Below are 12581 nucleotides of genomic sequence, written 5' to 3' on the forward strand. Positions count from 1 at the left end.
TAAGTATAAAAAACTTTTTAATATTATTTAAAAAGTTATAAATTGCATGCTGTAAGCCATTTTATAAACCAATCAAATCGTTCTGTCAAATGAAAAAATTATCCTTATTGATGTGCGGCTGCCTGTTATCTGCCCTGGCCTATAGCCAGGCAACCAGCATAGCCATAATTCCTGAACCGGTAAAGATCACTACGCACACCGGCCAGTACACCTTGCCTACTGCAATTACCGTACAAGCGGCCAGTACACCTGAAATGAACAACGTGCTGGACGTTATTAAGAATAAATTTTCGACCGCTACAGGTAAAATGGTTATCGTTAAAGCGGTAGCGCCTGCAGCCGTTATCAAGCTTAACCTTAACAAGAACAACGATGCCGTTATTGGCAAAGAAGGTTATTACCTAAGTGTAAAACCTAAAGGCATTTCTATAACAGCCAATACCGCGCAGGGATTATACTACGGTGTACAATCGATGTTGCAGCTGTTGCCGAAAGAAATTGAGGGCAAAGTAGTTGCCCGGAATGTAAAATGGACCATGCCGGTTGTTGACGTTACCGATTACCCAAGGTTTGGCTGGAGGGGACTAATGTTTGATGTATCGCGCCACTTCTTTACCAAAAAAGAGGTGATGAGCTACATTGACCACATGGCTATGTACAAATTCAACTTGCTTCACCTGCACCTTGTGGATGATGAAGGCTGGCGCATAGAAATAAAAAGCCTGCCAAAACTAACCACCGTTGGCGCCTATAACGTAAAACGCGAAGGCAGCTTTGGCAACTTTACCCAGCCAACCGCTGATGAGCCCCGTAATTACGGTGGCTTTTACACGCAGGACGATATCCGCGAGCTGGTAAAGTATGCTAAGTACCGTTTTGTTGATATTATGCCGGAGATTGATGTACCCGGCCACAGCCTTGCTGCGGTTGCATCGTATCCCGAACTTTCGGCTACCCCTGGTGCCGATAAATACGTTGTACGCTCAGGCGAGCAGATCATGGACTGGTCTAAACCAGGCCACCCGGCGTTGGTTGACAACACCCTAAACCCTGCTGGCGAATATACCTACCAGTTTTTGGATAAAGTGATCGGCGAGGTTGCCAGCCTGTTCCCGTTCCAGTACATCCATATGGGTGGCGATGAGTGCGCTAAAAACTTTTGGGAACAAAGTGCCGAGGTAAAAGCCCTGATGGCCAAAGAAAACCTCAAGAACATGGAAGAGGTGCAAAGCTACTTTGAAAAACGGGTAGAAAAAATCGTAGAATCGAAAGGTAAAAAATTCATGGGCTGGGATGAAATACTGGAAGGCGGCATTGGTCCTAACGCGGCTTTAATGAGCTGGAGAGGCATTCAATATGGCGTTGAAGCAAGTAAATCAGGCCACGAAGTGGTGATGAGCCCAACCGCCTACGTTTACCTGGACTATATGCAAAGCGACAGGATAATGGAGCCGGTGGTTTATGCAACGTTACGCTTAAGCAAAACTTACGAATTTGAGCCTGTACCAGAAGGCGCCGTTGCTAAATATATCAAAGGTGGGCAAGCTAATCTTTGGACCGAACAAGTGTACAATATTCGCCAGGCTGAATACATGACCTGGCCACGTGGGTTTGCCGTTGCAGAATCGGTATGGTCACCTAAAGAGAAAAAGAATTTTCAGACATTTTTTACCAAGGTTGAAAAACATTTCGACAGGTTTAACGAAGCACAGATCAAATATGCGCCAAGCGTATACGACCCGATCTTTAAGGCCAGCCGCGCTGCTGATAAACGCCTGAATGTTGAATTAACCACCGAAGTACCGGGACTTGACATCTATTACAGCTTTGACAACTCTTATCCGGATAATTTTTATCCAAAATACACCGGCATTTTAACGGTGCCTGTTGATGCAACCCAGTTCAGGGTAATCACCTACAAAAACGGCAAACCTATCGGGCGCATGGTAACCATGCCGGTTGCCGAACTAAACAAAAGAGCCGGGAATCCAAATATGCAATAAGCAGTTTGCTACTATAAGCCGCGCCGTAAGGTGCGGCTTTTTTGTTGTTATGGATTTAAGCTGATATGTCGCCGCGATTCATCTATTCCACCTTCTTCATTCTCGAAAACGGAAACCCGTTACAACCTTTTTTGGGGTTTTGCCGATCAGCTTTGGCTGTAGCTTCGGCAATGGCATCCGTTTTGGCATCGTAGGCGGTGAGGCAAAAGCCCCAGCGCCATGGTTCCATACCCGTGAATTGCATAAAATCTATACGTGTGTAAAGGCCGCCTTCACCGGGGTTACCATCGTCGTTACGGGCTATTAGATACTGATCTTTAATGTTCCACTTAATAATGTGAAACCGGCTGCGTGGGTGCTGTATCCAAAGGGTATCGTTTATGGTATACTTAATGCCATAGTCGTCGGTAAAGCTGCCTTTTAAAAAGGCCGGGACAGGTTCTGCAGCATTGTGTTTGACATGATGACGCCTTGCCGGACCAGTTGACAAAAGAGAAAGGAAAATAACAAAAAAAGCTAATTTTTGCATAGTTTAAAGATATTAATAACAACAACCCAAACTTAAACACAAACGGCGCAAAGACATCTTTGCGCCGTTTAAATATCAGGATGTTACATATTATTTAACCGCGAATATAGGAGCGTAATTTTTACGGTAATAATAGGCCATAAACAAATTAAATACAAGCAAAATTATGCTGCCGCCGATATTAGCCGGATCAGCATAGATGTGCAGCAACAGGATGTTTACAGTGATAGGAAATATAACAACAGTAGCCAGCGCCGCAAATCTGCCTATAACCAACAGTAGCCCGCAAATCAATTCAATGCCTTTAACAATTGGCATTAAATGAACTACTGCCAATCCGTTCATGTAGGTCACGGTTGCCGGCGGTGGAGGCGTGGTTGGCTTTACCAGGTTAAAGAAATAACTTATCGAGGCAAAAAGTAGGAAAAGCCCCATAAGAGTTCGGACGATAATCATTGCGATTTTCATAATTATTTGTTTAAGGTTTAGAGTATTTAGCTAATATTGATATTCTACAAAAAGCTGTCAGTGTTAAAGTTACAAATTTAAAGTTTCTCTACCACACGTTTCAGATTGGCCAGGCTTTCGTTCATATCGGCACCCAACATTTTTTCCATGTTGATAAACAGCAGCATCATATTCATCGGATACGGCATTTTGCTGTCGAAATTCCAGGTTACAGATGTGGTATTGTCGGTTACGGGCGTAGTAGCTATGTAAGTATCGGCCGCGCCGGCAAAAGGTTTTATAAAAACAACGCGTATATCAATCCGCTCTCCATCTACAATGTTTTCAATCGTCTGTACGCCCTTGCCTGCCTGTTTCACATCGCTGTCCCAGGCGCTGCTGTAACCACAGGTGCCGTCGGTACCATTATAGGTCATACGTTTGTTTGGGTCGGTCATTACCCATTTACTATAGTTATCCTGGTTGCGCAGGTATTTAACATATTCAAAAACCTGCTGGCATGGCTTATCAATAACTACGCTGCGCTGCACGCTATAAGCTTTAGGAGCCACAGCAGCAAGTATTGCTACCACTACTACAATACCAACGATGATGCCCAATATAGTAAGTAATGTATCCATGATCTATGTGGTTTTTAGGGATTCGTATCTCTTCCAGAAATAATACACCACAAACATCACCGACAGCATAACAAGGGGTAATATCAGTAAGCTTAATTCATCGCCAACAAAAGCCCTCGAAGCAAATGCCCCTACAAAGTTGATAAAGAAACCGGCGAAGGCCCATTCCTTTATAGTTTTCAAACTATTTTGCGCAATAGCTATTGCACCTAATACTTTAAAAATGCCTGTTATAATCATTACATAAACGGGATAACCAAGATGCTTCATAACATCCTGCCCGGTTTTTTCACGAGCTATACCCGCACCACCGTCCATGGCCATAAAAAGCACAAATAAGATGGTTAAAACCCAGTAAATAATCCTTACGGCTTTTGGTTGCATGACAGGCTGGTTTGGCGATGTTAAGTTAGTTATTTCTCGTCAGTAAATACACCCCATCGGATACCGAATCTGTCTACCACATTACCCATAGTGCCTGCAAAAAATGTAGATGGCTCATGCGTTACAGATCCGCGTTCGGCAAGCTTGCTGAATACTTCCTGCATTTCGGCCTTGCTGCCAACGGTAAGAGTTAGTGATACCTGCCCACCGGTTTTTTCTTTCACGCTGGTATCCTGCATATCTGATCCAAGCAGGTTAAACTCGCCTAACTTCAGGTCGGCGTGCAAAATCGTATCCTGAACTGACTCCGGGAACATCGATGCCATTGGCGACTCTTTTACTACAATCAGACTAAGATCGCCGCCAAGGCATTCTTTATAAAAGGTCATAGCCTCACGGCAGTTGTTATTGTTAAAATTGATGTACGCGCTGATCTTTTTCATGATTATTTAGTGATTAGTTTAAAATTTCGCAATGGTGTCCGTTCAATTTAAGTAGTTCAATGATGCGGTTGGTACAAAAATCATTACCTTCTATCCTTAACACTCTATCGCAATCTTCAAGGTCAAAATTGATACGGCATACGGGCCAGTTTTGGTTAAGCAGATTAATGATCTTTTTAGCGGCACGCTGTCCTTTAACATTCGTTTTGAAAACCTCTACCATAATCATAAACACTTTACTTATTAGCCGGCATACAAAGTTGCAGCCTTTTATATATTTTTCAGGGTGTAATTACGACAATCTAAGGGGTTGATTGCGACCGTATTCCGCGTTAAATTTACAACTATGAAACACATATCTATTTTGATACCTGAAGGCGAAACCAGTTTAAGTAATATTGAAGCTGCCCACAAAATGTTTTCAAAGGTAAACGAGGCGTTGGAACGGGTACAGCGGCCGCCTCTGTTTAAAATTCAGCTGGTAGGCTTGCGTAACGAAACCACGCTTAGCAATGGCTTGTTCTCTATAAAACCTGATCATACCCTGCAAGGTGTTTTTAAAAGCGACCTGATCATCATCCCGGCCGTACATGGCGACCCAAACAAAGTTTTGGCCGCCAATGCTGCTTTTTTGCCATGGATAGTTAAACAATATAAAGGCGGTGCCGAAGTAGTATCACTTTGCATCGGCGCGTTTTTGCTTGCGGCTACCGGCTTGCTTAAAGGCCGCAGCTGTACCACTCACTGGCTGGCTGCAGATGACTTCAGGAAGATGTACCCCGATGTTAACCTGATGCCTTACAAGATCATTACAGACGAAGGCGGCATCTACACCAGCGGCGGCGCATATTCTTCATTAAACCTGCTGCTATACTTGGTTGAGAAATTTGCGGGCCGGGATGCGGCTATCAAATCCTCAAAAATGTTCGAGATAGATATAGAGCGCAATAGCCAGTCGCCCTTTATTATTTTCCAGGGTCAAAAAGATCATGAGGACACGGTGATCAAAAAGGCGCAGGAGTTTATTGAGAGCAACTATGCGGACAAGATAACGGTAGATGCCCTAGCATCTATGCTGGCCTTAAGCCGCCGCCACCTGGAACGGCGTTTTAAAAAGGCAACCTCGAACACCGTTGTAGAGTACATGCAGCGCGTACGTATCGAAGCCGCTAAAATGAGCCTGGAAACTATTCGCGAAAACGTTAACGAAGTGATGTACAACGTTGGATATACTGATACGAAAGCCTTTAGGATGATCTTCAAAAAAATTACCGGTTTATCGCCTGTGGAGTACCGTAACAAATATAATAAGGATGCCGTTGCGGCAGCGTAATCATGAAATCTTTAACAATAATATTTATTCTTTTTTTTATGACAACATTAAACACACAGGCTCAAACAAACGGCAAATATACGCAGGTTAACGGTATCAAAATGTATTACGAAGTACATGGCAGCGGCAGCCCGCTTGTGTTAATACATGGCGGCGGATCGACCATTAAAACAAATTTTAGCCGCATTATGCCCCAGTTTGCAAAAACGCATCAGGTAATTGCAGTTGAGCTGCAGGCACATGGCCACACCGGCGACCGCAACGCACCTGAAACCTTTACTCAGGATGCAGATGATATTGCCGAACTGCTTACACAATTAAAAATCAACACGGCTGACTTTCTAGGCTTCAGCAATGGCGGGCAAACCTGTATCGAACTGGGTTTACGCCATGCGAATAAAGTGCGCAAGTTAGTTATTGCTTCAGCATTTTACAGTCGGGACGCGGTATCGCCCGAATTTTGGAAAGGCTTTGAGCAACCCGATTTTAAGTATATGCCACAGGTTTATAAAGATGAATATTTAAAGATAGGCACTGCCGAGGGCTTAATGAACATGTTCAATAAGGATGTGGAGCGCATGCATAATTTTACGGGCTGGACGGATGAGCAACTCAAGTCTATCACAGCGCCAACTTTTGTAGTAATTGGCAACCAGGACTTGCCCACGCCGGAGCATGCTGCAAAAATGAGCCGTCTTTTCCCGAAAGGGCAGATGGCAGTGCTGCCCGGTACACATGGAAGCTACATTGGCGAAGCGTACCTGCCTAAACCAGAAAGTAAAATACCAGATTTATTTGTGGACATGGTGAATGAATTTTTAATTGACTAACTTCCGGCTAACTTCTTGAGGTCTCTAAGATCTATTAATCATGAATCGAACTCATCTTTTCCATAATCCTTTTCATCGCTGCGGTCGAGCATCACCAGCCAAATTATAAGGCCAAGAAACAGCAGCAAGCCTATGCCCAATACTAAATAATTGATGTTCTACAACATAAGCTCCGCAAGTAGCATGCTTGCTTCCAAAAAACAGCTTGTAAAAGCACTTTCAATAATATTTAATATTGGATAATTACTGCTGACATACTGTTGTCATTGCTGCATATTTTCTTTGTATCAACAAACAAAAAACTATATACCATCACAAGCACAACCGCAACAACCGCACAAACCGAATTAATTACCCCCGAATATTTTTTAAGTCACTGGCAAAGCCACCGCACCTTAGGCCGTAAAGTTTTGGCCGCCTTTCCCGAGCAAGAACTTTTTAGCTTCAGTGTGGGCGGAATGCGCCCCTACAGTGAGCTTGCGGGCGAAATGATAGGCCTGGCAAGTGCCGGGATCAAAGGGTTAGCTACAGGCGACTGGGAAACAACCCCGCTACTTAACCACTTTAACAAAGAGGTAAAGATGACCACCAAACAGCAGATGCTGGATTCCTGGGATGAGGCGACAGGGCAGATAAACAGCTGCTTCCCGCAGATAGATGCGACTACATTTGACAATAAGATAATGGCTTTTGGCATGTATGAGAGTACCGTACGGGATATGCTCTTTTACCTGATAGATAACGACATCCATCACCGTGGCCAGGGTTACGTTTATCTGCGCGCGCTGGGTATAGAGCCGCCTGCATTTTGGGACAGGTACTAAAGATACATTATATTAGCGCTGTGTCCCGCACAGGTACACAGCGCTGTTCAAACCAACCGGCGTCCGTTTATTTTTCAATAAATGTCCAGGCAAGGATGCGGCTGGTTTTCTGGCCCTGCATCATGGTGATAGTTTTCACCTCCTTAGCCTTAAAGTAGTCGAGCGATTTGTAACAACCGGCAAGAGTTTCTTTTTTGGAGATCAACGACGAGAACCATCCTACAGATTGGGCATATTGCACGCTCTCGCTAATCATTTTGTTTAGGAAACGGGCTTCCCCGCCTTCGCACCATAATTCGTTGTTGCGGCCTCCAAAATTCAGGTCGCTTTTTTCGGCGGCACCCAGATTATTCCATTTACGGCGGCTGCCGGCTGCGGCCTCTTTCCACGAGGCATGGAATGGCGGGTTACACATAGTAAAATCGAAGTGTTCGCCCGGCTTAATTATTCCTGTAAAGATCTCTGAAGGTGAATTTTGCTTGCAGATCTCAATATCGTTCTGCAACTTATTATCATCAACGATCTTTCTGGCAGATCGTACGGCCGCGTCATCAGCATCCGATCCAACAAAAGACCAGCCATAGGTTTTGTTACCTATCAGCGGATAAATACAATTAGCGCCTACGCCAATATCCAGTACTTTTACCTTAGTGCCCTTAGGCACTTTGCCGCTGTTCCCTAACGCCAGCACGTCGGCCATGTAATGGATATAATCTGCCCGGCCGGGAATAGGCGGACATAGAAACCCTTCCGGAATGTCCCAATGGTCAATGCCATAATGCAGTTTAAGCAATGCCTTGTTTAAGGCCTTTATCGCTTCAGGATCTTTAAAATCGATAGAAAGATCTTGAAACTTGTTTTCGGCCACATACTCGCGGAGTGATGGCATGGCTTTTACAAGAGCAGTAAAGTTGTACCTGCTGCGGTGCGCATTGCGTGGATGCAATGTAGCTTTATCGTCGGGTGGCTGGTTAAGAATATCTGGCATATGATGTACAAAGTTACCGTATCTTGATCCTTAATTACGGACATTTAAACCAAATTTTTAAAGTCTTGTCATTTGGGTTTCGTTAAAGCCTCGCGTATAGATGGCTTCTATAATTCCCTAAAAAAACTGTTGCCCAATCTAACCCGTCTTTACGCTTACAAAGATCTCTAAAAACTGCCCGTCTATACCCAGTTGCCGGTTCTTCTCTAGATAGATGGTGGTATACAACCCGCTGGCTTTGTAAATAATATCACAAAAGTCGCGGACCCAGTCAGTAGTAACCAATGATCCTTCTTCGCTGATAGGGTTGCCATGATAAACCGGCTCCTGCAAGTTTTCAATCTTGCCATTAGCCATTCGCGCACGGGCTACGCTAGTTGTCTGTTGCGGGTACCAGGGCATCGAAAAAATATGCGCCCCACCCTGTTTCAATACACGGGCAATTTGTGCGAAAGCCTGCTCCGGGGCTATTACATGTTCAAATACATCAGATGATACAAACAGGTCGAGGCTGTTATCCTCAAGGGTTAATGCCGAGATATCTTCAGACCTGTAACCGTCTTTAAATTCCCCCCGTGGCACATCATCATAATAATGGGATGCTGTGTAGTTAGGATTGCTCTTTTTCAAAAAATCCGACAATGGGCCGCCGGGCGATGATTCATGTAATTTAGCTGTCCTCCATGCGGGGTAAAATATATTCAGGCATTGCACAAGCGCCCTGTTACGCGGTATAGAGTAACAACTGTTGCAAAGGTACTGGTCGCGCAGCCATGGGCCGGCCTCATAAAATACCACTTGCTTTTCGCAAATGTTGCAATACCCTTTGTTGTGGGGATATTTTAAGTGCATTAGTTGCCTAATGCCGGAGTTTAGCAAACTCCGGATTTGCCTCTTTAAAGGCAGGGTAGATGTTTTCATGATACGGGGGCTAAGAATAGCACATGAACACTATTCAGCCGAAAGATACAAAACAAATGCATAGGCGGCAAACTGCTCAAATTCAGTGCTGCAAACTATTAAAACCTCAAGGTTTGATATTTGATTAATGATTTATATCTTCACGCTCAACCCAACTTACTGCAAACCGTTTTTTGTATCATGAACATACTCAAATATTTAACCCGCCAGTTTAACCGGTTTAAGATTGACATACTTACGCAGCGCAAATTTTTGGCCGGGCAAATAGCCAGTATAGACAATGATCACATTATTAAAACGGTGAGCACTAATTACGAGGAGCTCGAGATCATGTTTTTTGAGCACCTTACCATTAAACCCGATGATGTTATCATTGATGTTGGCTGCGGCAAGGGCCGGGTGTTTAGTTATTTGCTTTATAAAGGCCTAAAAAATAAAATGATAGGATATGAAATTAATCCTGTTGTTGGTGAAGAGACCAAGAAGCGTTTGGCCAAATACAAAAATATCGAGATAACCTGTATTAACATCTTCGATGAATTCCCTAAAGAGGGCAACATTTTTTACCTGTACAACCCTTTTAAAGAAGACATGATGAGCCAATTCATTACCGATATTTTGAAGGTTACAGACCGCGACCCGGTGATCATTTACAACAACCCAATCCACCTGTCGTTATTTGACAATGGCAAGTTTACCTACGAGTACATCGATAAGCCGATACCGGCTTACGATTACAATTTCCAATTCGCCATCATCAAAATAAAAAAAGACTGATGAATAGGTAGGCGCCTTATGAGTCTTAAGGACAGCAACATCTGTTATATTAATAATCTTTAAAGAGGTTGACAGCAAAAATCCTCCAGATTTTCATCTGAAGGATTTATTTTTGAGTGGTCCTGACGAGAATCGAACTCATATCTAAAGTTTAGGAAACTTCTATTCTATCCGTTGAACTACAGGACCATTCTATTTTAGATTGACGATTTACAAATTTAAATTCCGTTTCTGTCAATTGCTGCAAAGGTGCAAATTTTGAATGAGTTAGTCAAACCAATTTGAATCTATCGGATTACGCTCCCGTTTGGCATATCGTTGGCAGGGGCTACAAAACTTAACTTTCCCTCGGCATTCTCCGCCATCAGGATCATGCCCTGGCTCATAATACCCTTGATCTCGCGCGGTTCCAGGTTCACTAAAATACTTACCTGTTGGCCAATGATGGCCTCCGGTTCGTAATGCTCCGCAATACCCGATACTACGGTACGTTCATCTATGCCGGTATCAATGGTAAGCTTCAGCAGCTTTTTGGTCTTAGCAACCTTTTCTGCGGTTAATATAGTTCCTGTACGGATATCCATCCTCACAAAATCGTCAAAAGTAATGTTTGCCTTAGCAGGCGCAACAACCGGCTTTACCGATGCGGCCGATGCTGCTTTTTTATCAGCGAGTTTTTGGATCTGGGCATCTATAGCATCGTCTTCCACCTTTTCAAATAAGAGCGCGGCAGGATTAAGCTGATGTCCGTTGGTAAATTCCAATTTCTGGTCAAATGCAACTGCATCCACGTTTAGCATCCCGAAGATCCTGGCCGCCGTTGCAGGCAGAAATGGTTGCAAGCAGGTAGCCAAATGGCCTATCAGTATTAAATTGTTATGTAGAGCAGTTTTGGCAGCTGCAGGGTCGTTTTTGATGGCTTTCCATGGCTCCTGCTCGGTCAGGTAACGATTGCCCAAGCGGGCTATATCCATCACGTTCTGCATTGCCGCACGGAAACGATAACTCTCCAGGTTTTTACCCAAATCGTCATAATGGCTGCCCAATTCAGTATCTATTTTGGTATCGGTAAGCTTTATAGATGCGGTATCACTTTCTACTTTGCCGCCGTAATACTTATGCATTAGTATCATTACGCGGTTTACGTAGTTACCCAAAATAGCCACCAGTTCGTTATTAACACGTGCCTGGTAATCTTTCCAGGTAAATTCGCTGTCGCTTGTTTCTGGCAGTATCGAAGTAAGTACATAACGCAGTTCATCCTGCTTACCCGGAAATTCTTTCAGGTATTCGTGCAACCAAACTGCATGATTACGCGATGTGGAAAGCTTATCACCTTCCAAATTTAAGAATTCGTTTGCAGGCACATTTTGCGGAAGTATGTAGTCGCCATGCGCTTTTAATATCGCAGGGAATATAATACAGTGAAACACAATGTTATCCTTACCAATAAAGTGCATCAGGCAGGCATCGTCTTCGGTATTGGCTTGTTTCTTCCAATATTGCTGCCAATCCTTACCGTTATCAATGGCCCATTGCTTAGTGGCAGATATATAACCAATTGGGGCATCCATCCAAACGTATAGCTTTTTTCCTTTTGCTTCTTCTAAAGGTACATCTATACCCCAGTCCAGGTCGCGGGTCATAGAGCGTGGCTGCAAGCCCGATTTTAACCACGAACGGCATTGCCCAAACACGTTTACTTTCCATTCGCCCTCTTTCTCATCTATCCATTTCTCTAACCACGGCTGATACTTGTCTAATGGCAAATACCAGTGTTTTGTAGGTTTTAACACCGGCTTCTTTTGGCTCAGTGTTGATATCGGATCAATAAGGTCTGTTGGGTTTAAAGATGTGCCACAGTTTTCGCACTGGTCGCCATATGCCTTATCATAACTGCACACCGGGCAGGTACCGGTAATGTACCTGTCGGCTAAAAACTGGTCAAAATCTTCATCGTAATATTGCTCGGAATACTTCTCAATAAATTCGCCCTTTTCATACAAGTTCAGGAAGAACTCCTGAGACAGATCATGATGTATTACTGATGATGTACGATGGTAAATATCGAATGAAATGCCGAATTCTTCGAAACTGCCTTTTATCTGGTTATGGTACTTGTCAATGATCGCCTGAGGTGTTGTACCCTCTTTTTTTGCCTTTATAGTAATGGCTGCACCGTGCTCGTCTGAACCGCAAATGTACACTACATCCTTTTTCATCAGCCGCAAATACCTTACAAAAATATCTGCAGGCAGGTAAGCGCCTGCCAAATGGCCAATGTGCAGCGGCCCGTTTGCATACGGAAGCGCCGATGTGATGGTGTATCTTTTATATTTGTTAAGTTGCGACATTAAACAGCGATGTTTATTAATTTGCAAAGATAAGTTTTTAGTTGTGAGTCGGAAAGTCAGAAAAGACGGAAAGACCGGAAGTTAGCTTATCAAATAATTATTCACGA

General features: G+C 43.7%; 14 protein-coding genes and 1 tRNA gene. 5 read left to right on the forward strand and 10 right to left on the reverse strand.

The genetic code is table 11. The features are described from left to right. Window positions 1-89: 89 nt before the first annotated feature. A complete protein-coding gene (locus ACE5CV_RS01695) occupies window positions 90-2003 on the forward strand; it encodes a beta-N-acetylhexosaminidase (RefSeq protein WP_374948418.1) in 1914 nt (637 codons plus the stop codon). An 82-nt stretch (window positions 2004-2085) separates the two neighbouring features. On the opposite strand, the gene ACE5CV_RS01700 is transcribed toward ACE5CV_RS01695, so the two are convergent. From ACE5CV_RS01700 to ACE5CV_RS01725, 6 genes are all read right to left on the reverse strand, one after another. Then, window positions 2086-2532, reverse strand: coding sequence for a hypothetical protein (locus ACE5CV_RS01700; RefSeq protein ID WP_374948419.1), 447 nt, complete (start codon window positions 2530-2532; stop codon window positions 2086-2088). 90 nt (window positions 2533-2622) lie between these two features. Then, on the reverse strand, window positions 2623-3000 hold the full coding sequence (locus ACE5CV_RS01705; RefSeq protein ID WP_374948420.1) for a DoxX family protein: 378 nt from the start codon (window positions 2998-3000) through the stop codon (window positions 2623-2625). Window positions 3001-3077: 77 nt separating this feature from the next. Continuing rightward, window positions 3078-3620, reverse strand: coding sequence for an SRPBCC family protein (locus ACE5CV_RS01710; protein WP_374948421.1), 543 nt, complete (start codon window positions 3618-3620; stop codon window positions 3078-3080). A 3-nt stretch (window positions 3621-3623) separates the two neighbouring features. Continuing rightward, entirely contained in the window at window positions 3624-4004 is a 381-nt protein-coding gene (locus tag ACE5CV_RS01715) for a DoxX family protein (protein ID WP_374948422.1), read from the reverse strand. Window positions 4005-4033: 29 nt separating this feature from the next. Further along, window positions 4034-4447 (reverse strand): VOC family protein, encoded by a 414-nt coding sequence (locus tag ACE5CV_RS01720; protein WP_374948423.1) that lies wholly within the window; start codon window positions 4445-4447, stop codon window positions 4034-4036. A gap of 13 nt (window positions 4448-4460) precedes the next feature. Next, window positions 4461-4670, reverse strand: coding sequence for a hypothetical protein (locus tag ACE5CV_RS01725; protein ID WP_374948424.1), 210 nt, complete (start codon window positions 4668-4670; stop codon window positions 4461-4463). Window positions 4671-4793: 123 nt separating this feature from the next. Between ACE5CV_RS01725 and ACE5CV_RS01730 the strand changes: the two genes are divergently transcribed. The 3 genes from ACE5CV_RS01730 to ACE5CV_RS01740 all read left to right on the forward strand — a co-directional run bounded on the left by ACE5CV_RS01730 (window position 4794) and on the right by ACE5CV_RS01740 (window position 7434). Then, window positions 4794-5780, forward strand: coding sequence for a GlxA family transcriptional regulator (locus ACE5CV_RS01730; RefSeq protein WP_374948425.1), 987 nt, complete (start codon window positions 4794-4796; stop codon window positions 5778-5780). A gap of 38 nt (window positions 5781-5818) precedes the next feature. Then, the gene (locus tag ACE5CV_RS01735) at window positions 5819-6610 is read left to right on the forward strand and encodes an alpha/beta fold hydrolase (protein WP_374948426.1); all 792 of its coding nucleotides are present in this window, start codon (window positions 5819-5821) and stop codon (window positions 6608-6610) included. 266 nt (window positions 6611-6876) lie between these two features. Continuing rightward, window positions 6877-7434 (forward strand): DinB family protein, encoded by a 558-nt coding sequence (locus ACE5CV_RS01740; RefSeq protein WP_374948427.1) that lies wholly within the window; start codon window positions 6877-6879, stop codon window positions 7432-7434. A 67-nt stretch (window positions 7435-7501) separates the two neighbouring features. Here the strand turns inward: ACE5CV_RS01740 and rlmF are convergent, their stop codons facing one another. Both rlmF and ACE5CV_RS01750 read right to left on the reverse strand, forming a co-directional pair. Then, window positions 7502-8422, reverse strand: coding sequence for a 23S rRNA (adenine(1618)-N(6))-methyltransferase RlmF (gene rlmF / locus ACE5CV_RS01745; protein ID WP_374948428.1), 921 nt, complete (start codon window positions 8420-8422; stop codon window positions 7502-7504). A gap of 138 nt (window positions 8423-8560) precedes the next feature. Further along, entirely contained in the window at window positions 8561-9343 is a 783-nt protein-coding gene (locus tag ACE5CV_RS01750; RefSeq protein WP_374948429.1) for a class I SAM-dependent methyltransferase, read from the reverse strand. Between the two features lie 180 nt (window positions 9344-9523). Between ACE5CV_RS01750 and ACE5CV_RS01755 the strand changes: the two genes are divergently transcribed. Further along, the gene (locus tag ACE5CV_RS01755) at window positions 9524-10120 is read left to right on the forward strand and encodes a class I SAM-dependent methyltransferase (RefSeq protein WP_374948430.1); all 597 of its coding nucleotides are present in this window, start codon (window positions 9524-9526) and stop codon (window positions 10118-10120) included. A gap of 117 nt (window positions 10121-10237) precedes the next feature. Here the strand turns inward: ACE5CV_RS01755 and ACE5CV_RS01760 are convergent. Both ACE5CV_RS01760 and metG read right to left on the reverse strand, forming a co-directional pair. Continuing rightward, a tRNA-Arg gene (locus ACE5CV_RS01760) sits at window positions 10238-10309 on the reverse strand. Window positions 10310-10407: 98 nt separating this feature from the next. Then, complete coding sequence (gene metG, locus ACE5CV_RS01765; RefSeq protein WP_374948431.1) at window positions 10408-12474, reverse strand: methionine--tRNA ligase; 2067 nt, start codon at window positions 12472-12474, stop codon at window positions 10408-10410. Between the last annotated feature and the right edge of the window lie 107 nt (window positions 12475-12581).

The sequence above is a fragment of the Mucilaginibacter sp. genome, assembly GCF_964263795.1.
In the GTDB taxonomy this organism is placed as follows: Bacteria; Bacteroidota; Bacteroidia; order Sphingobacteriales; family Sphingobacteriaceae; genus Mucilaginibacter.